Annotated in this window: 19 protein-coding genes; 13 read left to right on the top strand and 6 right to left on the bottom strand. The window is 64.0% G+C overall.

What is annotated here, in order from left to right:
* Window positions 1-137: 137 nt before the first annotated feature.
* From YS110_10860 to YS110_10840, 5 genes are all read left to right on the top strand, one after another.
* Complete coding sequence (locus YS110_10860) at window positions 138-4871, top strand: glutamate synthase subunit alpha (protein UJB65213.1); 4734 nt, start codon at window positions 138-140, stop codon at window positions 4869-4871.
* 36 nt (window positions 4872-4907) lie between these two features.
* Window positions 4908-6386, top strand: a complete 1479-nt coding sequence (locus YS110_10855) for a glutamate synthase subunit beta (protein UJB65212.1) — start codon at window positions 4908-4910, stop codon at window positions 6384-6386.
* Between the two features lie 90 nt (window positions 6387-6476).
* Window positions 6477-7022: a Uma2 family endonuclease gene (locus YS110_10850; GenBank protein ID UJB65211.1), complete on the top strand. Its 546-nt coding sequence runs from the start codon at window positions 6477-6479 to the stop codon at window positions 7020-7022.
* 187 nt (window positions 7023-7209) lie between these two features.
* The gene (locus YS110_10845; GenBank protein UJB67423.1) at window positions 7210-7428 is read left to right on the top strand and encodes a DUF4351 domain-containing protein; all 219 of its coding nucleotides are present in this window, start codon (window positions 7210-7212) and stop codon (window positions 7426-7428) included.
* Window positions 7429-8174: 746 nt separating this feature from the next.
* Window positions 8175-8840 carry an IPTL-CTERM sorting domain-containing protein gene (locus tag YS110_10840; GenBank protein ID UJB65210.1) on the top strand — a complete coding sequence of 222 codons (666 nt, stop codon included), beginning with the start codon at window positions 8175-8177 and terminating at the stop codon, window positions 8838-8840.
* 132 nt (window positions 8841-8972) lie between these two features.
* Here YS110_10840 and YS110_10835 read toward each other — a convergent pair whose 3' ends face one another.
* On the bottom strand, window positions 8973-10058 hold the full coding sequence (locus YS110_10835; protein ID UJB67422.1) for an IS5 family transposase: 1086 nt from the start codon (window positions 10056-10058) through the stop codon (window positions 8973-8975).
* A 344-nt stretch (window positions 10059-10402) separates the two neighbouring features.
* Here YS110_10835 and YS110_10830 point away from each other — a divergent pair, with 344 nt between their 5' ends.
* Entirely contained in the window at window positions 10403-12913 is a 2511-nt protein-coding gene (locus YS110_10830) for an AAA family ATPase (protein ID UJB65209.1), read from the top strand.
* Here YS110_10830 and YS110_10825 read toward each other — a convergent pair.
* The 3 genes from YS110_10825 to yjjJ all read right to left on the bottom strand — a co-directional run bounded on the left by YS110_10825 (window position 12910) and on the right by yjjJ (window position 16630).
* Complete coding sequence (locus YS110_10825) at window positions 12910-14022, bottom strand: hypothetical protein (protein ID UJB65208.1); 1113 nt, start codon at window positions 14020-14022, stop codon at window positions 12910-12912. The genes YS110_10830 and YS110_10825 overlap by 4 nt on opposite strands.
* A gap of 16 nt (window positions 14023-14038) precedes the next feature.
* Complete coding sequence (locus tag YS110_10820; GenBank protein UJB65207.1) at window positions 14039-14935, bottom strand: tyrosine-type recombinase/integrase; 897 nt, start codon at window positions 14933-14935, stop codon at window positions 14039-14041.
* Between the two features lie 348 nt (window positions 14936-15283).
* Window positions 15284-16630 carry a type II toxin-antitoxin system HipA family toxin YjjJ gene (yjjJ, locus tag YS110_10815; GenBank protein ID UJB65206.1) on the bottom strand — a complete coding sequence of 449 codons (1347 nt, stop codon included), beginning with the start codon at window positions 16628-16630 and terminating at the stop codon, window positions 15284-15286.
* 132 nt (window positions 16631-16762) lie between these two features.
* Here yjjJ and YS110_10810 point away from each other — a divergent pair, with 132 nt between their 5' ends.
* The 3 genes from YS110_10810 (at window position 16763) to YS110_10800 (ending at window position 18447) form a co-directional block, all read left to right on the top strand.
* On the top strand, window positions 16763-17830 hold the full coding sequence (locus YS110_10810; GenBank protein UJB65205.1) for a lipid A deacylase LpxR family protein: 1068 nt from the start codon (window positions 16763-16765) through the stop codon (window positions 17828-17830).
* An 85-nt stretch (window positions 17831-17915) separates the two neighbouring features.
* Entirely contained in the window at window positions 17916-18194 is a 279-nt protein-coding gene (locus YS110_10805) for a BrnT family toxin (protein ID UJB65204.1), read from the top strand.
* Window positions 18169-18447 (top strand): BrnA antitoxin family protein, encoded by a 279-nt coding sequence (locus tag YS110_10800; protein ID UJB65203.1) that lies wholly within the window; start codon window positions 18169-18171, stop codon window positions 18445-18447. The genes YS110_10805 and YS110_10800 overlap by 26 nt, the downstream gene beginning before the upstream one ends.
* 171 nt (window positions 18448-18618) lie before the next feature.
* Here the strand turns inward: YS110_10800 and YS110_10795 are convergent, their stop codons facing one another.
* Both YS110_10795 and YS110_10790 read right to left on the bottom strand, forming a co-directional pair.
* The gene (locus tag YS110_10795) at window positions 18619-20121 is read right to left on the bottom strand and encodes a CoA-acylating methylmalonate-semialdehyde dehydrogenase (protein UJB65202.1); all 1503 of its coding nucleotides are present in this window, start codon (window positions 20119-20121) and stop codon (window positions 18619-18621) included.
* Between the two features lie 17 nt (window positions 20122-20138).
* A complete protein-coding gene (locus tag YS110_10790) occupies window positions 20139-21350 on the bottom strand; it encodes an ABC transporter substrate-binding protein (protein ID UJB65201.1) in 1212 nt (403 codons plus the stop codon).
* 135 nt (window positions 21351-21485) lie between these two features.
* Here YS110_10790 and YS110_10785 point away from each other — a divergent pair, with 135 nt between their 5' ends.
* The 4 genes from YS110_10785 (at window position 21486) to YS110_10770 (ending at window position 24911) form a co-directional block, all read left to right on the top strand.
* Window positions 21486-22409 carry a LysR family transcriptional regulator gene (locus YS110_10785; GenBank protein UJB65200.1) on the top strand — a complete coding sequence of 308 codons (924 nt, stop codon included), beginning with the start codon at window positions 21486-21488 and terminating at the stop codon, window positions 22407-22409.
* 110 nt (window positions 22410-22519) lie between these two features.
* Window positions 22520-23320 carry an amino acid ABC transporter substrate-binding protein gene (locus YS110_10780; GenBank protein ID UJB65199.1) on the top strand — a complete coding sequence of 267 codons (801 nt, stop codon included), beginning with the start codon at window positions 22520-22522 and terminating at the stop codon, window positions 23318-23320.
* 177 nt (window positions 23321-23497) lie between these two features.
* On the top strand, window positions 23498-24151 hold the full coding sequence (locus YS110_10775) for an amino acid ABC transporter permease (GenBank protein UJB65198.1): 654 nt from the start codon (window positions 23498-23500) through the stop codon (window positions 24149-24151).
* A gap of 7 nt (window positions 24152-24158) precedes the next feature.
* Complete coding sequence (locus tag YS110_10770) at window positions 24159-24911, top strand: amino acid ABC transporter ATP-binding protein (protein ID UJB67421.1); 753 nt, start codon at window positions 24159-24161, stop codon at window positions 24909-24911.
* Window positions 24912-25008 lie beyond the last annotated feature (97 nt).

Raw genomic sequence — 25008 nt, 5'->3', positions numbered from 1 at the left:
AATTTGATGTGTCCCTTATTAATAAGCGATGAAACTGCTTGGTAGTTAATTTGTATCTGACCCTAATTATTATGCTTGCAGTGCATGGGTTGATGCATTACGCTGCGTTTCTGAGAATTTTCACTAAGGAAAGCCCCATGACAACGGCAACCGAAATCCAGCATCTGCAAAAGCACGGCCTGTATGCCTCCAGCAACGAACACGATGCCTGTGGCCTGGGCTTTGTTGCCCACATCAAGGGGCACAAGCGCCATGACATCGTCACCGGCGCGCTGAAGATCCTGGAAAACCTCGACCACCGCGGTGCCGTGGGGGCCGACAAGCTCATGGGCGATGGCGCAGGCATCCTGATCCAGATCCCCGACCAGCTGTACCGCGAAGAAATGGCCAAGCAGGGTGTGGAGCTGCCGCCGGCCGGCGAATACGGCGTGGGCATGATCTTTTTGCCCAAGGAACATGCCAGCCGCATGGCCTGCGAGCAGGAGATGGAGCGCGCCATCAAGGCCGAAGGCCAGGTGCTGCTGGGCTGGCGCGATGTGCCGGTGAACCGCGACATGCCCATGTCGCCCACCGTGCAGGAAAAGGAACCCATCCTGCGCCAGGTGTTCATCGGCCGTGGCACCGACGTGATCGTGCAGGACGCGCTGGAGCGCAAGCTGTACGTCATCCGCAAGACCGCCAGCGCCGCCATCCAGGCCCTGGGGCTCAAGCACAGCAAAGAGTACTACGTGCCCAGCATGAGCAGCCGCACCGTGGTCTACAAGGGCCTGCTGCTGGCCGACCAGGTGGGCGTGTACTACCTCGACCTGGCCGACACGCGCTGTGTCTCCGCCATCGGCCTGGTGCACCAGCGCTTCTCCACCAACACCTTCCCCGAGTGGCCGCTGGCCCACCCCTACCGCTACGTGGCGCACAACGGGGAAATCAACACCGTGCGCGGCAACTACAACTGGATGCTGGCACGCGAAGGCGTGATGGCCTCGCCCGTGCTGGGCGAAGACCTGAAGAAGCTCTACCCCATCAGCTTCGCCGGCCAGTCCGACACCGCCACGTTCGACAACTGCCTGGAGCTGCTGACCATGGCTGGCTACCCCATCAGCCAGGCCGTGATGATGATGATCCCCGAGCCCTGGGAGCAGCACGAGGCCATGGACGAGCGCCGTCGCGCCTTCTATGAGTACCACGCCGCCATGATCGAGCCCTGGGACGGCCCGGCCTCCATCGTGTTCACCGACGGCCGCCAAATCGGCGCCACGCTGGACCGCAACGGCCTGCGCCCCTCGCGCTACGTGGTCACCGAAGACGACCTGGTGATCCTCGCGTCGGAAGCGGGCGTGCTGCCCGTGCCGGACGGCAAGATCGTGCGCAAGTGGCGCCTGCAGCCCGGCAAGATGCTGCTGATCGACCTGGAGCAGGGCCGCCTGATCGAAGACGACGAGCTCAAGGCCAACATCGTCAACACCAAGCCCTACAAGCAGTGGATCGAGAACCTGCGCATCAAGCTCGACCAGGTGGAAGTGCCGGCCGACTTCCAGGCACCGGCCGCCTCGCAGCTGCCGTTGCTGGAGCGCCAGCAGGCCTTCGGCTTCACGCAGGAAGACATCAAGTTCCTGCTGGCCCCCATGGCCAAGAACGGCGAGGAAGGCATCGGCTCCATGGGCAACGACAGCCCGCTGGCCGTGCTGTCGGACAAGAACAAGCCGCTGTACAACTACTTCCGCCAGATGTTCGCGCAGGTGACGAACCCGCCGATCGACCCCATCCGCGAAGCCATCGTGATGAGCCTGGTGTCCTTCGTTGGCCCCAAGCCCAACCTGCTGGACATCAACCAGATCAACCCGCCGATGCGCCTGGAGCTGCACCAGCCGGTGCTGGACTTCGAGGGCATGGCCAAGCTGCGCCAGATCGAGAAGTTCTCGCACGGCAAGTTCAAGAGCGCCACCATCGACATCACCTACCCGCTGTCCTGGGGCAAGCAGGGCGTGGAAGCCAAGCTGGCGTCGCTGTGCGCGCAGGCCGTGGACCAGATCAAGGGCGGCGCCAACATCCTGATCGTCAGCGACCGCAACCTCTCGGCCACGCAGGTCGCCATTCCGGCGCTGCTGGCCCTGTCGGCCATCCACCAGCACCTGGTGCGTGAGGGCCTGCGCACCAGCGCGGGCCTGGTGGTGGAAACCGGCACTGCGCGCGAAGTGCACCACTTCGCCGTGCTGGCCGGCTATGGCGCCGAGGCCGTGCACCCCTACCTGGCGTTGGAAACGCTGGTGGACATGCACAAGGACCTGAGTGGCGAGCTGTCGGCCGACAAGGCCATCTACAACTATGTCAAGGCGGTGGGCAAGGGCCTGTCGAAGATCATGTCCAAGATGGGCGTGTCCACCTACATGAGCTACTGCGGCGCGCAGCTGTTCGAGTGCGTGGGCCTGAACAGCGACACCGTGGACAAGTACTTCACCGGCACCGCCAGCCGCGTGGAAGGCATTGGCGTGTTCGAGATCGCCGAAGAAGGCATTCGCAACCACGTGGCCGCTTTCGGCAACGACCCGGTGCTGGCCACCATGCTGGACGCCGGGGGCGAGTACGCCTGGCGTGCCCGCGGTGAAGAGCACATGTGGTCGCCCGACGCCATTGCCAAGCTGCAGCACTCCACCCGTTCGGGCAACTTCAGCACCTACAAGGAGTACGCCCAGCTCATCAACGACCAGAGCAAGCGCCACATGACGCTGCGCGGCCTGTTCGAGTTCAAGGTGGACCCGGCCCAGGCCATTGCCGTGGAAGAGGTGGAGCCCGCCGCCGAGATCGTCAAGCGTTTTGCCACCGGCGCCATGTCGCTGGGCTCGATTTCCACCGAAGCGCACGCCACCCTGGCCGTGGCCATGAACCGCATCGGCGGCAAGAGCAACACCGGCGAAGGCGGCGAAGACCCGGCGCGCTACCGCAAAGAGCTCAAGGGCATCCCGATCGTGCAGGGCGAAAGCCTGGCGTCGATCATCGGGGCCGACAAGGTCGAGAGCGACATCGCGCTGCGCGATGGCGACTCCCTGCGCTCCAAGATCAAGCAGGTGGCATCGGGCCGCTTCGGTGTGACGGCCGAGTACCTGTCGTCCTCCGACCAGATCCAGATCAAGATGGCGCAGGGCGCCAAGCCCGGTGAAGGTGGCCAGCTGCCTGGCGGCAAGGTGTCCGACTACATCGGCCAGCTGCGCCACTCCGTGCCGGGTGTGGGCCTGATCTCGCCGCCGCCGCACCACGACATCTACTCCATCGAAGACCTGGCGCAGCTCATCCACGACCTGAAGAACGTGGCTCCGCACGCCGACATCTCGGTCAAGCTGGTGTCCGAAGTGGGCGTGGGCACCATCGCGGCCGGTGTGGCCAAATGCAAGAGCGACCATGTGGTGATCGCTGGCCATGACGGCGGCACCGGCGCCTCGCCCTGGTCGTCCATCAAGCACGCCGGCTCTCCGTGGGAAATCGGCCTGGCCGAAACCCAGCAGACCCTGGTGCTCAACCGCCTGCGCGGCCGCATCCGCGTGCAGGCCGACGGCCAGATGAAGACCGGCCGCGACGTGGTCATCGGCGCGCTGCTGGGCGCCGACGAGTTCGGCTTCGCCACCGCGCCGCTGGTGGTCGAGGGCTGCATCATGATGCGCAAGTGCCACCTGAACACCTGCCCGGTGGGCGTGGCCACGCAAGACCCGGTGCTGCGCGCCAAGTTCTCGGGCAAGCCCGAGCACGTGGTGAACTACTTCTTCTTCGTTGCCGAAGAGGCGCGCCAGATCATGGCGCAGCTGGGCATTCGCAAGTTCGACGACCTCATTGGCCGCACCGACCTGCTCGACATGCGCAAGGGCCTGCAGCACTGGAAGGCGCAGGGCCTGGACTTCTCGCGCCTGTTTGCCCAGCCGCAAGTCGCTGCCGATGTGCCGCGCTTCCATGTCGAGTCGCAAGACCACAAGCTGGACCAGGCGCTGGACGTGAAGCTGATCGAGCGCTGCCGCCCCGCCATCGAGCGCGGCGAGAGCGTGCGCATCATGGAAGTGGCCAAGAACGTGAACCGTTCCGTCGGCGCCATGCTGTCGGGCGCGGTCACCAAGGCACACCCCGAGGGCCTGCCGGAAGACACCATCCGCATCCACTTCGAGGGCACGGGCGGTCAGTCGTTCGGCGCCTTCCTGTGCAAGGGCATCACGCTGAACCTGACGGGCGAGGCCAACGACTACACCGGCAAGGGCCTGTCGGGCGGCCGCGTCATCGTGCGCCCCAGCCACGAGTTCCGGGGCGAGGCCTCGGCCAACACCATCGTCGGCAACACCGTCATGTTCGGTGCCACCAGCGGCGAGGCGTTCTTCGCCGGCGTGGCGGGCGAGCGCTTTGCGGTGCGCCTGTCGGGGGCCACCACCGTGGTCGAAGGCGTGGGTGACCACGGCTGCGAGTACATGACGGGCGGCACCGTGGTGGTGCTGGGCAAGACCGGCCGCAACTTCGCGGCGGGCATGAGCGGCGGCGTGGCCTACATCTACGACGAAGACGGCCGCTTCGACTCGCGCTGCAACCTCTCCATGGTGTCGCTGGAGCGCATCCTGCCGGCCGAGGAGCAGATCGCCAGCGTGGGCCGTGGCACCTGGCACCGTGGCCAGACCGACGAAGAGCAGCTCAAGAAGCTGCTGGAAGACCACAGCCGCTGGACCGGCTCGCGCCGTGCCCGCGACATCCTGGACAACTGGGCCGCTTCGCGCAGCAAGTTCGTCAAGGTCTTCCCAACCGAGTACAAGCGCGCGTTGTCGGAAATTTATGAGCGTAAAGTGCTGCAAGAGCAGGCCACACCTGCGGTAGCAGCTCCTAAAACGGAAGCGGTTGCGTCCCGCTGAGGCGCCCTCCCACCACAAGAACAGGACACCACGATCATGGGCAAGACCACCGGTTTCATGGAATACGAGCGCATCGAGGAGGGCTACGCGCCCGCCGCCGAGCGTGTGAAGCACTACAAGGAGTTCGTTATCGGCCTGGACGCCGAGCAGGCCAAGACCCAGGGCGCGCGCTGCATGGACTGCGGCACGCCGTTCTGCAACAACGGCTGCCCGGTGAACAACATCATCCCGGACTTCAACGACCTCGTTTACCACCAGGACTGGAAGAGCGCCATCGCGGTGCTGCACAGCACCAACAACTTCCCCGAATTCACCGGCCGCATCTGCCCCGCGCCCTGCGAGGCCGCCTGCACGCTGAACATCAACAACGACGCGGTGGGCATCAAGAGCATCGAGCACGCCATCATCGACCGCGCCTGGGAAGAAGGCTGGGTGCAGCCCCAGCCCGCCGCGCACCAGACCGGCAAGAAGGTGGCCGTGGTCGGCGCGGGCCCCGCGGGCCTGGCGGCGGCGCAGCAGCTCGCCCGTGCCGGCCACGACGTGACGCTGTTCGAGAAGAACGACCGCGTGGGCGGCCTGCTGCGCTACGGCATCCCCGACTTCAAGCTGGACAAGGCGCACATCGACCGCCGCGTGGCGCAGCTCGTGGCCGAGGGCGTGCAGATCCGCACCGGCGTGTTCGTCGGCAGCGAGAAGGACGGCCTGGGCAAGGGCAGCAAGGTCACCAACTGGGCCAAGGAAACGGTGACGCCCGAGCAGTTGCAGAAGGAATTCGACGCCGTGCTGCTCACTGGCGGCGCCGAGCAAAGCCGCGACCTGCCGGTGCCCGGCCGCGACCTCGATGGCATCCACTTCGCCATGGAGTTCCTGCCGCAGCAAAACAAGGTCAACGCGGGCGACAAACTCAAGGGCCAGCTGCGCGCGGACGGCAAGCACGTCATCGTCATCGGTGGCGGTGACACCGGCAGCGACTGCGTGGGCACCAGCAACCGCCATGGCGCCGTGAGCGTCACCCAGTTCGAGCTCATGCCCATGCCGCCCGCGCAGGAGAACAAGCCGCTGGTGTGGCCCTACTGGCCCACCAAGCTGCGCACCAGCTCCAGCCACGAGGAAGGCTGCGCGCGCGAATTCGCCATCGCCACCAAGGAGTTCATCGGCAGCAAGGGCAAGGTCACGGGCCTGAAGACCGTGCACATCGAGTTCAAGGACGGCAAGTTCGTCGAGATTGCCGGCACCGAGAAGGAATACAAGGCCGACCTGGTGCTGCTCGCCATGGGCTTCACGGCACCCGTGGCCGCCGTGCTCGACGCCTTTGGCGTGGACAAGGACGCACGCGGCAATGCCCGCGCCAGCACCGACTTCACCGGCGGCTACGCCACGAGCGTTCCGAAGGTGTTCGCCGCCGGCGACATGCGCCGGGGCCAGTCGCTGGTGGTCTGGGCCATCCGCGAAGGCCGCCAGGCCGCGCGTGCGGTGGATGAGTTCCTGATGGGGTACTCGGATCTGCCGCGCTGAGGTTTCGGCGCTTCATGCAAAACGGCACCGTGAGGTGCCGTTTTGCTTGGGGCCGCTACATTGCGAGAAGCCATCGTCAAAAAGGCGCGCATGTCCACACGAGCGATCAACATTGAAGAGTACCTGGCCCATGAGGAGCGCAGCGAGTGGCGCCATGAGTACATCGACGGGCGCATGTATGCCAGGGCCGAAAGCACTGCGGCGCATAACCTGATCGCTACCGCCCTGGCCTTTGGCCTGATCCCGGCAGCACGGCGTAAGGGCTGTCACGTGTTCACGTCGGCCATGAAGCTGCGGCTGGAGATTGGCGGCAAGACCGTGTTCTATTACCCTGACCTGCTGCTCTCGTGCGACCCGCAGGACAGGGCGCCTTATTTCCGGCGCGCGCCCTGCCTCATCGTCGAAGTCCTGTCCGAATCCACCGCCCGCATCGACCGGCGCGAGAAACTGCTGGCCTACCAGACCCTGCCCAGCCTGCAAACCTATGTGCTGCTGGAGCAGGACGTGGTTCGCGCCGAGGTTTACCGGCGTGCCACCGGCTGGCGCGTCGAGTACGTGGAGCAAGGCAGCATCCGCATCGACTGCCTGGACATCGACCTGCCGCTGGCCGACGTGTACGCCGATGTGCAAATTTGATAGCTGCCAGCGCTTTCTGGATAAGCGCTGAAGGCCAATTTGACCTCAATTGCCTGACAATGCCGCCATGCCGCCATGCCGCCATGCCGCCATGCCGCCATGCCGCCATGCCGCCATGCCCGACATACCCAGCCACGACCAGAACTTCAAGAACCTGATCCTGGACCATCCGCAAGAGGACAAGACCATGACGACATTGAGCCAACGCATGTGGAGCCAAGGCCGCCAGGAAGGCCGCCAGGAAGGCGAAGCCACCGTCCTGCTGCGCTTGTTCACGCGCCGCTTCGGCCCCCTGGGGGCGCTCATGACGCAGCGGGTACGGCAGGCCAGTTTGGCCGAACTGGAGCAATGGGCCGACAACATCCTGGATGCCAGCACGCTGGACGAGGTATTCCGCGCGCCCTGACGGTTTGTCGCATCCCTGGCGAATCAAGGAAAACGGCCCCGGCGGATTACCGCAGGGGCCGTTTTTTTTCGTGGCTCTTCAAAAAACATAGCTGCCAGCGCTTGCCAGGCAACGGCTGGAAGCCATTTCAGCGCCCCATTCTCCGCAGCGGTCAAGGCAGAGTTTGCGGCCAAGGCCGCCGCCCCCACAAGGCAAGCCGCAACCCCCGCATGCCCCGCCGCCGTAGGAGCGGCCTTGGCCGCGAATGCCCACGCAAAGCATATGCGCCGTGGTGCTCGGCGGCCTGCCATCGCAGGTTCGCAGCTTGCGCCGTGCACACCTTCCGCCGTGCAGATGCCTGTGAAAGGCCCAGGTTGTCCATATTTTTTTACACCCGACAGCGTAAGATCGTCCATTGAGTATTTCCATGTGTTAGCGAAGTAATCGGCCCGCGCGCGCCGCAAATCGCGCCGAAGAAACACGGCTAACTGCACGGTCAGCGCTACTTTTGCGCCCCTGCCTGCGCCGCTGGCGGGCGTCTGCGGCAGCGCGCACAACCCCGCCGCCGCCCCGTTGCTGACCCAGCCCCGGCAGCCAACCTGTGCGCCGCAGGCACGCCCAGCGGCATCACCAGCGGCACCAGCACCTGGGGCTGGACGTGTGCCGCCAGCACCACAGCCACCTGCCAGGCTCCACGCGGGTATACCGTCACCCCCAGCGCAGGCGCAGGCGCAGGCGGCAGCATCAGCCCCAGCACGGCGCAAACCGTGGCTTACCACGCCACGCCCGCGTTCACCGTTACGCCCGCCGGGACGCATGAAGTGGATACGGTGACGGGCTGCGGCGGCAGCTTGGCGGGCAACACCTTTACTTCTGGCCCCGTCACGGCGAACTGCACGGTCAGCGCCACATTTGCGCCCTTGCCAGCACCGGCGAACTTGACCCTGCCCGAAGGTCCACACCAAGGCCTGCCCCTGACGCTAGCCGCCCAGCCCACCAACGGCTGGCAGCTTGCCCAGGCGGGCACGCAAACCGTTGCCAGCCTGAACGCGCCCGCATTACCCGCAGGCGTGACCCTGCCGCACGGCGTGGTCAGCCTGCGGCTGGTGAATGGCACGGCGGGCAGCGAGGCCACGGTGGTGCTGACCTACCCGCAAAGTGTGCAGGGCATGGCCTATTACAAATACAGCCCTGCCACGGGCTGGTATGTGTACCCGCGCGCACAGATCAGCGGCAACACCGTCACGTTGCGGTTGGTGGACAACGGCGCGGGCGACACCGATTTGACGCCGAGCGTGATCCAAGACCCTGGCGGGCCAGGCTTTGGACCGGGCGGGGCGAACGCGATTCCTACGCTGAACCAGTGGGCGCTGATGTTGCTGGCGGGCTTGTTGGGCTTGTTCCGCCTGGGGGTGGTGCGCAGGCGAGCCTGAAGGGAACCTCTCACAACCCCATGATTGACGGATCCGAATAGGCACGATTGGACGCCAGCCGTTTTGAATGCGCGATGAGGCCTTACGGCGGTCTGCACCTCGTGCATTGAGGGGCCTTGCAGCCCCGATGGCTCAGGCTTTCGCCGTTTGCAGGCGCACCTGTGCCTTGGTGGTCGCCGGTTTGAAGAACGCATCCACGCCTCGCTCAAGGAACGAGGCCAGGCGCTTCATGTTGTAGCAGGCAGCCATCATCGTCATCGCCACCGTGGCCCGCGCCTGCCCGATCGTGCGTACGAACTTGCCGCCCAGGTGCCGGATGCCGGCAAACGCATGTTCGACCCGGGCACGCTTGCTGGCAATGCGCTGGTTGCGCCGCTTCTGGCACTCGCTCAGGGGCTGGCCCGGCTGGGCCCGGCGCTGCATCGCGTCCACGAAGCCCAGCACTTGCAGCATCTGCCGGCGCTGCCGGCTCGCGTAGGCCTTGTCCGTGTGCACGCTGCGCCCGGTGTTGTGCATGTCCAGCACCTCGTCGAAGTGGTGTCCGTCGTGCTCGCTGGCCGTGCCCGTGGCGATGCGGCGGATGAAGCCGTGCTTGAGGTCCACGCTCACGCTGAGCTTGTAGCCGAAGTAGCTCTTGCCGTGCTTTTTCGTGTGTGTGGCATCCACATCCCTTTGCCGGCGCTCGGCCTCACTCCAATCGGGCGTTCTGCCTTCGGCCAGGGCCTCGCGCTCCGGCCTGTCCAGGCGCTGGCGCGGCGCGGGCACCAGCGTCGCATCGATGGCTTGTCCGCCCCGGGCCATGTAGCCATGGCGGTGCAGTTGCGCATCCACTCCCTGGAACAGCACCGTGGCCCCATCCACGCCCAGCCGCTCGCCGAAGCGCCAGATCGTGTTGCGGTCCGGCACGTTCATCGCATCCTGCAGCAGGCAAAAGCGCTGGTAGCTCGCCCGATCCAGCAACTGGTACTCCATCTGCTCATCGGACAGGTTGTACAGCCGCTTCAAGACCAGGATGCGCACCATCACCTCGGTGGGATAGGCCGGCCGGCCACCCCGGCGGCCATCGCCACGCTCGATCAAGGCATCCACCAGCCCGGCCAGGGCTCCGAAGTCGATGTGCCGCGCGATCACCTGCAGCGGATCGCCCACCTCGTCCCTCTTGTGCTGGCGCGAGGCCTCGGCGAACAGGTCAAACTTCAGCGCGCTGCGGGGTGTGATCATGGCAAGGGGCGGGTCAGGCTTCTCGGGTCAGGAAGAGATCGGATGGGTTTTGAGAGGTTCCCTGAAGACGGGCCTGTTCCGTCCCTGACTGGGACTTGGATAGCCCCACTACATCAGCTTCTATTTTGATAGCTGCTAGCGCTTGTGTAGCAAGGGTTAGCAGCTATTTTTATAAGTATTGCCGCAAGGTGGACTCGGCGGATTTGTGGGTTCTATAGACGGATGCGTCCTTGTCTGACAAGATACATAAAGTTACCACATGAACAGTATCAAAAAAGATGCTGCACAGTGTGGAACCTGACTGCCGTTTTAAATCAATGAACGATAACTAGGAATTATGGATGAATGAATATGAGCCAAGCCCGCAGATATGGGATGCCATGGGGCTGACAGATGAAATCCATAAGATCACCAATGGCCTCCTGTCCGGAAGCACCCAATCCGCCTTGATTTCCGGCCCGCCGGGGAGTGGGAAAACGTGGCTTGCCAAGAGCATCGGGGCCATTTTTCTCAAATATGGGGGCTACGTCATTCGGGGGGTCAGCGGCCCAGGTGAGATGGGCCGGGAGCTGTATGCCTGGAAAAAAGCCCAGGCCCAGGAGTCAGACCACTTCCCGTCAATCGAGGCAGTGATCAAGGCGGTGGTAAATATTTCTGTAAAGTTCATGAGCCATGGCGTTCTGGATGCTCAGGACTTGCATAAGCTGTACGACGTGGGAAAGCGCAGGAGTCAGCAGGGCGTTGCTTTTCTATACGATGAAGAAGTGTCGCTCCTGACCGTTTTCAATCAGCAGGCGAGAGGCCGTCCCGTGCTCATGATTGCAGACGACATTGAGTGGTGGGACGGCCGCTCCCTGAGCATACTGGCCATGATATTGAAAAAAGAGATAGAAGGAACCTTTCCATTCGTTTCGAATTTCTATTTGCTTGCCGTGACTACGGATGGAGCGCTACCGCGCCCCATCTGGGAAGATGGTCGATTCAACGATGTGCTCCCTGCATTTCATCACAGGATAAGGACAAAATACCTTGAGAAAAATAAATTCAATGAAATAGCCGAGACGCTCGGCCTTCCTCAAGCCATTGGAGAAGATGACAGGAGAATCATCTTTGAAATGAGCGGGGGCAATCTCTCCATACTTGGCGAGGCGTGTCATTTTCTATCGAAAAATGGCGGGGACTTGTCATCCATAGAGAAGAGTGACAAGACCAATTTCTTTGGGAACTTGTTGATGGCGCGATTGAAAAAGACAGGAGGTAACCGCGAAGCCATAGAAGCCCTTCTGCAGGCGGTAACCATTATCGGCACGATTGCGATTCGGGACGAGATTTCATGCCTCCTGAATGACAGAGTTCAGATTGGCAATGCCATCAAGCTGTGCAGCGAACTGAATTTCATCAATTGCAATGGCAACCTCATAGAGTTCAGGGATGACGCGACGAGAAATGTTTTCCATGACAAGCTGGGTATTCATGAGAGTACCTTGCGGATCGCATTTGCGGAATGCCTGCGAAAATTGACTCCGGGAGATTATGTGCGCCGCAGCGCTAATCTTTTCCGAGCGGGGGAATGCAGGCAAGCTGCCGATCTTCTCGTTGCCGCAGCAGCAGCCGATTTCAGGCGCGGAAATCAAAGCTCCAGCTATGCATCTGCAGAGAGCGCCGTGCTTATCGAAACAGGTGGGTGCGCAAGATTGATTGATGAGCTTTCGCGGGCCTACCATAGCCTTGCCCTTGGGGATAATGAAAATACCTTGCGTATAGTAAATTCCCTTGGGGCGGTGCATTCCAAGATCATTTCGGCTGAAATTTTGTATGTCAAGTCATTGGCTGAGCTGAATTCTAGGAGTGAGAAGCTTCGCAAGAAATTGATAAGGGAGCTTCAATTATCGGCAAAGCATATCGATATTGAATTTGAGCAGGGACTGCGCTTGCAGTCAGTCCTCCGCTCGGCCCTCGTTCTTGAGCGGGACAAGGGGCCAGCCTATACATTAGATCATGAGCTCAGAGAAAAATTGAGCAACCGTCTGGACTATGACAAGAGCGCAGAATACAGTATTTATGTCCTGGAACGCAGTGCGGAAAGCCTTAATATGCCAGACGTGGCTTTGCAAAGAGTGATGGATGCCGAGCGTTTTCATCGCCCCGAGGATGGCTGTGACCCCCTTGAACCATCGGAATATTTCCGCTGCCTTAATAATCTAGCAGCACTTTTCATATCGACGGGCGATTATTTTAAAGCGATCAATGCATCCGAAAAGGCGATTGCACTGGCGGATCGTTATAGCGGGGTGACCTTCCCCCGGAAGGATATGGTTCACACCTTGAACGTCATGGCCCGCTATCGAGTCGGGGTTGTTTCAGCGTCAGAGGCCGAAGGGTTACAGCGGGCGGTGGTGGAATGTTTCGGCATCTCCTCTGATCCATACTACACCAAGAACCATCTTGGGGTTTATCTTTGTCTTGATGGGCGACTTGCGGAAGGCATTGAAATATTCAAGGAGCTTGAAAAAGAGCTGATTAATATTGTCGACCCAGAGCCTAATCCATTATATTTTGTGTGCTCCAACCTTTGCAGCGCAAAGTACCTTCTTGGTGCCCCTGCCAGTGAATGTCTTGCCAAATGGGACAATCTGTCTCAATTGGTGGATAAAAATCCTTACGAGACGAAAGAGTTGCTCAGAACCCGCCACGACGTACTTCGTCAGGTTTTCGAGAAAGATATTCGCATGTCTCCCGTGGAATGGGATCGTTACCCCCTGGAGAATAAGCCCCGTGAACCCAGCGCTATCTGGCCTGAGATAGGCCGGGGTTTTAGAATGCCAGATGTGCAGTTCTGGTCGATGTATTAAAGCAGCCTCGTCGCTCTCAGACTGACGGCTAGGAGCAATATGGGGATGTCCTGCAAGTCAACCTCGCGATCACCCAAAATCCTGGCCAGCGAGCTTGCCGGAGACGTTCCGGGGTTGTCGGCGATATCCATAACGAAGGGCTTTCCCGCGTTGTCGACGCGAAAATCAATGCGACCGTAGGCAGTCATTCCGAGAAGTCGGAATGTTTCTACGGCAGCAGTCTTTAATGAATCGACCGTATCGGCAGGAAGGTCGTTGCACTTTTCATAGATGATACCGCCCGGGCGGCGGTGATCTTCAAAGACGAGGTAATCGCCATTGGGTTTTGGGCCTTCCGAAGATCTGGCCTCGACCAAGCCCGCGACTGCTGGCGATTCAATGTCCAGAACGAGTGCATAAACTTCTCTGCCTTCGATGAATTCCTGCACACAGATAGGTTGGCCTAGTTCCTCGGCAAGGTCTTGAATTTTCTCTTGAATGGCTGGATTGAATGGTCCGACTGTGTCCTCGCTGACGCCAATGCTCCATGCCTCGAAAGTGGATTTGGCAATGACTTTCAGGCCCTTCGGCGGGAGGCCGGTCACCCATCCTGAACGCACGTCATACGACCACGTGGCCGGAGCCGGAATACCAGCCGCATGCATTATGAGTGCCTGATGGTGTTTGTGCCGCGTGATGGCGGCGGAATAGGCGTCTGCATGCCCATAATGGAAACCGAACTGTTTGCAAAGCAATGCCCCGAGCGATCTTCGGGCCGGGCCGAATCCATCACGATGTCCCCCGCCTTCTGTTCTGTCAATAACTAATTTTATTTTTGCCCACTCGGGAAACAAGCTCTGAGCTACCGCCATTTCCAGGAACCGGGAAACACCGAAGACAACGCGGCAGTAAAACCCGTTCTCCATGTAGATGCGCTCCATCCGGCTTAATTCATTCATGTGGTCTATGCGTTCGAGAAATCGCACGCTGTGCAGGGCGGGACGCTCCTGTGCCATGTGTGCGTCTTCGGCCAGCACGACGATGGCGATGTCTTCGCGGATGCCGCGCACGCCATGGATTAAGTTCTCAAGGTCGGCAATTTGCAGGGATTGTCTTGTTGGGGCGGTCATCCATAATTCCTAGTTATCACCCTCCTTTCACACGCCGCAACGCCTCCAGCAACCCCTGATCCGATACATGCGTATAAATCTCCGTCGTGGAGATGCTGTGATGCCCCAGCAGTTTCTGGACGTGCCGGATGTCCAGCCCCGCCTCCAGCCAGCGGGTCGCGCGCGTGTGCCGGAGCATGTGTGGGGTGACGCGGCGCTGGATTCCGGCGGTGGCGGCGATTTCCCGCAGCGACTGGCGCAGCCTGGGCGGGGTGAGGCTGTGGCCGTTGGCGGTGACGAACAGCCGCGCGCCAGTGGCCTGTACCTTCTGCCGCTGCTCCAGGTACCGCTGGAGTGCATGGCGCAGGGGCGCGGCCAGGATGTAGACGATTCTTTGCCGGTTGCCTTTTCCACGAATCCTCAGAACATGGTCGGCGAGGGACAGGTCGTCCACGAGGATGTTCGACAGCTCGCCCACGCGGATTCCCGTTTCCAGCAAGAGCTGGATGGCGGTTCGCCGGCTGAAGGCGTCAAAGTCGTGCGCGCCGCTGGGCCGGCTGACGGCGCGGTGGAGCAGGGCGGTGTGCGAGCGGTCCAGGGTTCTGGGCAACTGGCGCGGCAGGCGAATGCGTTCGTTCAGGCCGGTGAAGGGGTTGCTCGTGATGGCCTCTTCCTCGCACAGCCAGCGAAACAGCAGTTTCAGTGACGCCAGGCGCCGTTTGATCGTGCTTTCCTTGAGTGCGCGTTCCTCGCGCATGTGCCGGATGTACTGGCGTATGTCGTCCTTGGCGATGGCGTCCTGCCTGCCTTTGCGCATGAAGAAGGCGCCCGCGTCCTTGAGGTCCGAGGCGTAGGCCCTGAGCGTGTGCTTGGAAAGGCTGATGGCGCTGCCGCAGTGGGTGAGGAAGGCGGCTGCTTGTTCCGGGAAGTTCATGGTTTCAAAAAAAGGGAAGCGAAGAAAGCGGGGACAGCAAGCAGGTATCCCGGCACCGCATCGATGGCCCGGACATCGACCTGCCGCTGGCCGATGTGTACACCGATGTACAAATTTGATAGCTGCCAGGGCTTGTCTGCCAAGGGCTGGGGGCTGTTTTGGCCTGATTCGCTGCATGCTGCGGCTGCCTGCCCATCGCAGGGGGACTGCCGGCTGGGAGGGCGATCGCGGCGTGACGGGAGACGGCGTGGTCTGGAACCCGGGCGGCGCAGCGCCGCTGTTCAGCCTGGGGCGCTGCGCAGGCGGGGCTGGTGGTCTGCGCAGCCGTGAAGGCTGCGCAGCACGGGTTCAGTGGCGCCTGACGATGTCTGCATTCTCGGCCGCGATGGCGCGAAAGCCGGCCGACACCCGTTCGTCCGCCGCCGCCGCCCGCCAGAAGCGCTGCGCCAGCGCCTGCGCTTCGGGCCACTCGCCCAGCGTGGCGGCCGCGGGTTGCAGCGGGCGGCTGGCGAAGTCTTGCGGCACCAGTTCACCGCCCACCGGGGCGTAGAGCATGGGCAGCATGTCGTAGGTGGGCGACAGCGCCCAATCGTCGTCACGCAGCACCAGCGAGATGTTGCCGTAGTGCCGGTCGGTGTTGGCGATGAGCTGGCCGTAGGCCTCCAGCAGGCGCAGCGTGCGCGCGTCGGCCGGGGTGAGCAGGCCGCGTGCGGCCATGCGGTCGGCGGTGGCGGCCCAGTTGTCGATGTCGCCCACGTACTCGGCGTTGTAGACCTGCAGCGACACCATGCCGATGCGCCCGCCCAGGCCCGTATCGCCGTCTTCGGCGCGCAGCGGCGTGCGGTCGAAGCGCTCGGATTCGAGGAACACGCGCCCCGCGCCCTCGAAGAGCTGCGTGCGCGCCGCGGGCAGCCCGGCCTGCGCCAGTGTGCACAGCGCCAGGTGCTCGCACACCAGCAGGTCGCGCAGGCGCTGGTCGGTGGGGGCGTTGCCGCCAGGCGAGAACTTCACGATCACGTGCCGCCCTGCGGCGATGGTGCAGAACTTGGGCTGCTCTCCCCCGGCGGAGGAGCCGGGGTGCGCGCCCCGCATGGCTTGGTCGGCCAGCAGCGGGTAGTCGTGCGCGCAGGCCACGCGCGACGCGCGCCGCGCCAGCGCATGAAAGCGCTGGAAGGCCCCGTCGCCCATGATGAGGTTGCCGGGCAGGTCGTCGCCGTACAGCGTCATGGCGCGCAGCACGTCGTCGTCGCTCCAGTGGCGCGGGTCGCTGCCCAGTTGCAGTTCGGGATGGGCATGCGCGAAGGTACGGCCCATGAAGCCCTGCGGGCGCATGTCTTCCAGGAACCAGGGCAGGCCATCGTGCCGGGCGTTCAGGCCATCGGCCTCCTCTACCCAGAAGGCGCCGCCTTCGAGCGGCACCATGCGCGCGAACGGCGAGGGCTGGCCCAAGCCGTCGATGCGCATCACGCGCACTTCGCTGCCCACGCCGGGCACGTGGCGTGGCAGCACATAGCGCTGCGAGCGCGCCGCGCCCACCTTGCGCACCTGGCCCGCCTGGATCAGCGGCGCCAGCGTGCGCGATACGGTGGGCTGGCTCACGCCCAGCGCGGCCTGCAGTTCGGCGCTGGCCAGCACGCAGCCCTGGCGGCGCAATGCCTGCAGCGCCAGAAGAGCGAAGTCGCGGTCACGGGCCATGGTGGAATGAATTTTTGAATAGATAAAATAAAGCGTTCCGACGGATATTACTCTGCGATCATGCGGAAATATGAATAGATATCCTTGGCGTTCGCAGGGCGTCATTCCGTGGGCCCCTTATGCTGTCAGGCCATGAACACGCTTCAACGCATGCATCCACATGGCCGCGCGCTGGTGCTGGCACTGGCCGCCGCCTGCCTGCCATGGCCCGCCCAGGCGGGAGCGCACGAATGCCCTGGCCCCGGCGCGGGCGCCACGTTCAACCTGCGCATCGACAACGACATGTTCGGCGGCGTGGGGCAGGACCAGGGCTATTCCAACGGCTTCCTGGCCACCTGGGTTTCGCCCAATCTCGCGCGTGATCTGGACGATCCTTGCCTGCCCGAGGCCGTACGCAGCCTGAACAAGCACCTGTCCTGGCTGCAGCACAGCGGGCAGGACGAGCAGAACATGGTGCTCGGCTTCGGCCAGGTGCTCTACACCCCCACCGATCGCACGCGCACCGACCTGATTGCCGAGGACCGCCCCTATGCCGCCGCGCTGCTGTTCAGCGTGGGCTACAACGCCCGGCGCGACGGCACGCTGCACACGGCCCAGTTGCGCCTGGGCATCGTCGGGCCGTCGGCGCGCGGGCGGCAGGTGCAGAACGGCTGGCACCACATCATCGGCGTGGACCCGTTCGACGGCTGGGACAACCAGCTGCGTGACGAGCCGGTGGCGCAGCTGCTGTACGAGCAGCGCCGGCGCGGCGTGCGGTATGCGCCCACCGACGGGTGGGGCTGGGACGCCACCGGCCACTGGGGTGCGAGCCTGGGCAATTTCGCCACTTATGCCAATGCCGGGGCCGAACTGCGCTGGGGCTACCGCCTGCCCGACGACCTGGGCACGGCGCCGCTGCGCCCGGCGGGCGAGAACACCACGCCCCTGCGGGCGGCCGGGCGCCTGCAGGGCTGGGCGGGGCACCTGTTCGTGGCCACCGACGCCCGGTGGGTGCTGCGCGACATCAGCCTGGACGGCAATACCTTCAAGGCCAGCCACCACGTGGACAAGCGCGCGCTGGTGGCGGATGTCGGCTACGGCCTCGCGGTGACCTGGGACGAATGGAAGTTCGCCTTCGCGCGCTACCACCGCAGCCGCGAGTTCCGGGGGCAGCAGGAGGTGCCGGTGTACGGCAGCTTCACCATCAGCCGGCGTTTCTGAGGCCGTCACTGTGCTCTTGGGGTAACACTATTTATGTACATACATTTTGCTTGCTTCGACCTCTGGGTGTATGTACGATTAACCTATGCTGATTGAGTTCGACCCCGCCAAGGACGAGCGGAACATTGCCGAGCGCGGCCTGTCGTTCGTGCGTGCCGCCGAATTCGATTTCAGCAGCGCCATCGTTGCAGTGGATGGACGCAAGGCCTACCCGGAGGTGCGTTATGTGGCTGCCGGCTATCTTGGCCAGCGTCTGCACATGCTTTGCTTCACTCCTATCGACGGTGGCATTCGTGTTATCAGCTTTCGCAGGGCGAACAGCCGGGAGGTCAAGGCATATGAGCAAGCGCAAACCCCTCATTGATGCGGATGGCGAGATCCGCGAACTGACGGTGGAGGATTTGGCCAGGTTCCGTCCTGCCGTTGAGGTGCTGCCGCCGGCGTTGCAGGAAACACTGGGCATTCGCCGGCGCGGGCCGCAAAAGACGCCTACCAAGGTGCCGACCACCATCCGGCTGTCGCCAGAGGTCGTGGCGTTCTTTCGCAGCACAGGCGATGGTTGGCAGTCGCGCATGGACGGCGTCCTGCGGGAGTATGTGGCGCAGCATTCACGCTGACGTGCAGGCTATGCAGGTGCTGCAGACGCTTTTATTTTCATAGCTGCTGGCGCTTTCCTGGAGCGGGCTACAGGCTATTTTTGTCTGCAATGGCGCACGCCATTGAAAAAGCGCTGGCAGCCATGCAACGCAGGGACGCCAGCGCTTGCCGGAGGAGGGGAGGGGCTGGGCCTACTTCATCGAAATGGTGGTGTTCACCCCGTCCGAGCGGCTGCCTTCCTCGTACCAGCGGGCGGTGACGGTCTTGGTCTGCGTCCAGAACTGCACCGCCTGCTTGCCGTTGGGGCCCAGGTCGCCGAGCTTGGAGGCGCGCGAGCCGGTGAAGCTGAAATAGGCCACGGGCACGGGGATCGGCACGTTGATGCCCACCTGGCCCACATTGATGTCGTGCTGGTACTTGCGCGCCGCCCAGCCGCTGCTGGTGAAGATGGAGGTGCCGTTGCCGTTGGGGTTGCGGTTGATGAAGGCGATGGCGTCTTCCAGCGTGTCCACGCAGACCACGTTGAGCACGGGGCCGAAGATCTCCTGCTGGTAGATGTCCATGGCGTCGGTTACGTCGGCGAACACCGTGGGGCCGACGAAGTTGCCCTTCTCGTAGCCGGGCACCACGCAGCCGCGGCCATCCAGCAGCAGCTTGGCGCCCTGCGCCACGCCGGAGTCGATCAGGCCCACCACGCGCTCCTTGGCGCGCGGGTTGACCAGCGGCCCCAGGTCGGCGCCGCGGTCGGTGCCGGGGCCGACCTTCATGGCCTTGGACTTTTCCACCAGCTCGGGCAGCCAGTCGCGCGCGGCGCCCACGAACACGGCCACCGAATTCGCCATGCAGCGCTGGCCGGCGGCGCCGAAGGCCGAGCCCAGCAGGTTGTTCAGCGCATGCTCCTTGGGCGCGTCGGGCATCACCACGCAGTGGTTCTTGGCGCCCATCATCGACTGCACGCGCTTGCCCGCCTCGCTCGCGCGGCGGTAGATGTGCGTGCCCACGTGCGTGGAGCCGATGAACGACAGCGCCTTGATGTCGGGGTGGTCGCAGAGCATGTCGGCCACTTCCGGGCCGCCGTGCACCACGTTGAGCACGCCGGGCGGTACGCCGGCCTCGTGCGCCAGTTCCACCAGGCGCATGGTGGAGCTGGGGTCCTGCTCCGAGGGCTTGAGCACGAAGGTGTTGCCGCAGGCGATGGCCATGGGGAACATGAAGCAGGGCAGCATCACGGGGAAGTTGAACGCCGTGATGCCCGCGCCCACGCCCAGCGGCTGCAGCAGGTTGTACACGTCCACGCCCGTGGCGGCGTTCTCGGCAATCTCGCCCAGTTGCAGCGTGGTGATGGAGCAGGCGTGCTCCACCACCTCCAGGCCGCGCGCCACTTCGCCTTCGGCGTCGGGCAGGGTCTTGCCGTGCTCGCGCGTGATGAGCTGGGCCAGCTCGGCCGTGTGCTCGCGGATCAGGTGCTGCAGCTTGAGCATGATGCGCATGCGCGCGCCCAGCGAGGTGCTGCGCCAAGTATGGAAGGCCTCTTGCGCGTTGGCGACGGCCAGGTTCACCTCGTCGCGCGTGGCGAAGGGCACGCGGGCGACGACTTCCTGCGTGGCGGGGTTGGTCACGTCGCGCCACGCGGTGGCCTGGGAGGGGTAGGGCTTGCCGCCGATGAAGTGGTGGATGGTTGTCGGGGTGGTCATGTGGAGGGCTCCGGGGTTCACTTCTTCACCAGCGGGCAGCTCGACTGCGCCAGGGGCTTGAAGGCGATGTTGGCGGGGATGGTGCTGACGGTCTTGTAGTAGTCCCAGGGGCCCTTGGATTCGTTCGGGGCCTTGACCTGGAACAGGTACATGTCGTGGATCACGCGGCCGTCGGGGCGGATGCTGGCGTTGCGCATCACCGGGTCGTCGATGGGCAGCTCGCGCATCTTTGGGGCCACGACCTTGGAGTCATCGGTCTTGGCCGCCGCCACGGCCTTCAGGTAGTGGCGCACGCTGGAATACACGCCGGCCTGCACCATGGTGGGCTTGAAGCCCTTGTGCAGCTTCTCGAAGCGGGTGGCGAAGGCGCGGGTCTTCTCGTCCATGTCCCAGTAGAAGCCCTCGGAGAACATCAGCCCCTGCGCCTGGCGCAGGCCGAGCGAGTGCACGTCGGTCAGGAACATGAGCAGTGAAGCCACCTTCTGGCCCTTGCCGCCGATGCCGAACTCGCGCGCCGCCTTGATGGCGTTCACCGTGTCCTGCGCGCCGTTGGCCAGGCCGATCACCTGGGCCTTGGAGTTCTGCGCCTGCAGGATGAAGGAGGAGAAGTCGCTCGCGTTCAGCGGGTGGCGCACGCTGCCCAGCACCGTGCCGCCGTTGGCCTGCACCATCTCGGTGGCGTCCTTTTCCAGCGAGTGGCCGAAGGCGTAGTCCACCGTGACGAAGAACCAGCTCTTGTCGCCGTTCTTCGTCAGCGCGGTGGCCGCGCCGGAGGCCGAAGAGTAGGTGTCGAACATCCAGTGGAAGCCGTTCTCCGCGCACTCGTCGTCGGTCAGGCGCGTGGTGGCCGGGCCGCTGTGCATGGCGATGCCGCCCTTTTCGCGCACCAGCTTCTGCACGGCCAACGCGGCGGCGGAGTTGGTGATGTCGGCGATGGCGTCCACGCCGTCGCGGTCCAGCCACTCGCGCGCCTTGGTCGCGGCGATGTCGGCCTTGTTCTGGTGGTCGGCGCTCACCACCTCGATCTTCATGCCCTTGCACTCGGCCTGCAGGCAGTCCTGAACGGCCATCTTCGCGGCCACCACGGAGCCCGCGCCGCCCATGCCGGAGTAGGGGCCGGCCATGTCGGTCAACACACCGATCTTGACCATGTCGCCGGAAATCTGGGCCTGGGCCGTGGCGCCGAGCGCGAGCACGGCCAGGGCCAACGAATGTCGGATGAATCGCATGAAATGTCTCCTTGGTGTCTTGCGGGTCTCTGGCGCGCGCCATGCCCAGGGCCACTTTAATTCAGCACTTCTGCAAACGGATACGGTTTTTGGGCATATCCTTCTTGCAAATTTGCACCACCAACCGGCAGCGCCATGGCTATCGAGCACACCAACTGGGACAACCTGCGCCTGTTTCTCGCCGTGGTGCGCGCGCAGTCCGCGCAGGAGGCGGCGCGCCGCCTGGAGGTGGATCACTCCACCATCACGCGCCGGCTGCACCGGCTGGAGAAGGAGCTGGGGGCGCAGCTGTTCGAGCGCACCCCCGCCGGCCATGTGCTGACCATGGCCGGGCACCGCCTGCTGGAGCATGTGGAGCAGATGGAGAACTCCATGGTGCGGGTGGGCGAGGACATCGGCGGCGAGCGCCATGCGCTGACCGGCCACGTGTGCCTGGGGGCCACCGAAGGGTTCGGCAGCTTCTTCCTGGCCCAGCACCTGAGCCACTTCACCGAGCGCCATCCGGGCATCCAGGTCGAGCTGCTCATCGTGCCGCGCTTCATCAACCTCTCGCAGCGCGAGGCCGACCTGGCCGTGAACGTGGAGCGCCCGCACAGCAGCGGCCAGGTGTGCAGCAAGCTGTGCGACTACCGCCTGCGCCTGTACGCCAGCCGGGACTACCTGGCGCGCCATGCGCCCATCACCCATCCGCGCGACCTGCGCGGGCACCGCTTCGTGGGCTATGTCGAGGAGCTGGTGTTCAGCAACGAGCTGCGCTACCTGGCCGCCGTCGTGCCGCAGGCGCACACGCCCCTGCGCAGCACCAGCGTGGTGGCGCAGTACAACGTGGCGTGCGCCGGGCGCGGGCTGGCGGTGCTGCCGTGCTTCATGGCGGCGCACAGCCCGCAGCTGGTGCCCGTGCTGCCCGAGGTGATCGACGTGCAGCGCACCTTCTGGATCGCTGCGCCCGCGAACCGCCGCGACCTGGCGCGGGTGCGGGCGCTGTGGGATTTCCTGCGCGACGTGGTGGCGCGCCACCAGGGCCTGCTGATGGACGGGGGCGCGGCGGGGCCGGGCTAGGGCCGGGTGACTTTGCGGGGCATGGGCCCCGCGCGGCTGCTTCGGTGGGACAATGCTGGGTTTTGTTCGGGGATTTCCCCTTGTCCGTTCTTTTCAAGGATCGCCACGCCATGAAGAAGTTTGCTACCGTAGCCCTGCTCACCCTGGGCGCCGTGCTCGCCGGTTGCTCCAAGCAGGAGCCCGCCGCGCCCGCCGCCGCCCCCGCGCCTGCCCCAGCCGCGGTGACCAAGATCGTCGTGGGCCTGGACGACAACTTCCCGCCCATGGGCTTCCGCGACGAGAAGAACCAGCTCGTCGGCTTCGACATCGACATGGCCAAGGAAGCCGCCAAGCGCCTGGGCCTGGAAGTCGAGTTCAAGCCCATCGACTGGAGCGCCAAGGAAGCCGAACTCTCCGGCAAGCGCGTGGACGCGCTGTGGAACGGCCTGACCATTACCGAGGAGCGCAAGCAGAACATCCTGTTCACCGCGCCCTACATGGAAAACCACCAGATCATCGTGGTGGCAGCGGGCTCGGCCATCAAGGCCAAGGCCGACCTGGCCGGCAAGGTGGTGGGCGCCCAGGAAGGCTCCAGCGCCGTGGACGCCATCAAGAAGGAAGAGGCCGTCTACAAGTCGTTCAAGGAACTCAAGACCTTCGGCGACAACGTGACCGCGCTGATGGACCTGACCACCGGCCGCCTCGAAGCCGTGGTGGTGGACGAAGTGGTGGGCCGCTACTACGTGGCCAAGAAGCCTGACCAGTACGCCGTGCTGGAGGACAACTTCGGCACCGAGGAATACGGCGTCGGCCTGCGCAAGGACGACACCGAGCTGCACGGCAAGATCGACAAGGCCCTGGCCGACATGAAGGCCGACGGCAGCGCCGCGAAGATCGCCGAGCAGTGGTTCGGCAAAAACATCATCAAGTAATAGCGAACAACCCCCTGTGTCGCTTCGCTCCTTCCCCCTTCTCTCGCAAAGCTGCGCTTTGCGGGAAGGGGGACGCCGCCAGCGCGGCGGGGCGGCCCTTGCGCGGCGTCTGCTGGCTTAGGGCGCGCCAGTTGCAACGGCTGCGGGCCGTGCAAAACACTGAACTGTCGTGACCCCATGGATTACGTACTCTCTCTTTTGGGGCCGTTGGCGCAAGGCGCCGCAGTCACCCTGAAGCTGTTTCTCATCACGCTGGCGCTGGCGGTGCCCCTGGGACTGGCGCTGGCGCTGGCGCGGGTGTCGCGCCTCAAGCCGCTGTCGGCATGCGTCAACGGCTACATCTGGCTCATGCGCGGCACGCCGCTCATGCTGCAGATGCTCTTCATCTACTTCGCGCTGCCGTTCGTGCCGGTGATCGGCGTGCGCCTGCCGGACTTTCCGGCCGCCGTGGCGGCGTTCGCCCTGAACTACGCGGCGTACTTCGCCGAGATCTTCCGCTCCGGCATCCAGTCGGTGGACCGTGGCCAGTACGAGGCTGCCAAGGTGCTGGGCATGAACTATGGGCAAACGATGCGCCGCATCGTGCTGCCGCAGATGGTGCGCAACATCCTGCCGCCCATGAGCAACGAGACCATCACGCTGGTCAAGGACACCTCGCTGATCTACGTGCTGGCGCTGAACGACCTGCTGCGCGCCGCGCGCGGCATCGTGCAGCGCGACTTCACGACCACGCCGTTCATCGTGGCCGCGGCTTTCTACCTCGTCATGACCCTGGTGCTCACCTGGGCCTTCCAGCGCCTGGAGCAACGCTATGCCAAATTCGACCAGTGAGGCCCCGATGATCGACGCGCGCGACCTGCGCAAGCGCTTCGGCCACCACGAGGTGCTGCGCGGCGTGTCGCTCTCGGTGGCGCGCGGCGAGGTGGTGGCGGTGATCGGGCCGTCCGGTTCGGGCAAGAGCACCTTCCTGCGCTGCCTGAACCACCTGGAGACCATCGACGGCGGCCAGATCGCCATCGAGGGCGAGGTGCTGGCCAGTACCGACGCCCAGGGCCACTGCCGCTACCCGGCCGAGGCGCAGGTGCGCCGCATCTGCGCCAAGACGGGCATGGTGTTCCAGCATTTCAACCTGTTCCCGCACCTCACGGTGCTGGAGAACCTCATCGAGGCGCCCCTGGTGGTCCAGGGCGCGGCGCGCGGCGTGGCCGTGGCGCGGGCGGAAAAGCTGCTCGCCAAGGTCGGCCTGTCGGCCAAGCGCGACAACTACCCGGCGCGCCTGTCCGGCGGCCAGAAGCAGCGCGTGGCCATTGCCCGGGCCCTGTGCATGGAGCCGGACATCATGCTGTTCGACGAGCCCACCTCGGCGCTCGACCCCGAGCTCACCGGGGAAGTGCTGCGCACGATGCGCGAGCTGGCGCAGGAACACATGACCATGCTGGTGGTCACGCACGAGATGGGCTTTGCCCGCGAAGTGGCGCACCGCGTCGCGTTCATGGACGGGGGCGAACTCATCGAGCAGGCCCCCGCCGCCGAGTTCTTCGCCCGGCCGCGCCATGCGCGCACGCGGGCGTTTCTGCAGAGCATGTTGTGATGCAACTTACAAACATGCATGAATGTATGTTCTGTTACCATCGCGGTTTCCGGGTTTGCCCTGACAATCGCCTCCATCCCAACACCCCCAACCCCTC

This window comes from Acidovorax sp. YS12 (assembly GCA_021496925.1).
Lineage (GTDB): Bacteria > Pseudomonadota > Gammaproteobacteria > Burkholderiales > Burkholderiaceae_C > Paenacidovorax.
The sequence above is the reverse complement of the archived record's forward strand: the minus strand, read 5'-3'. Positions and strand labels throughout refer to the sequence as shown.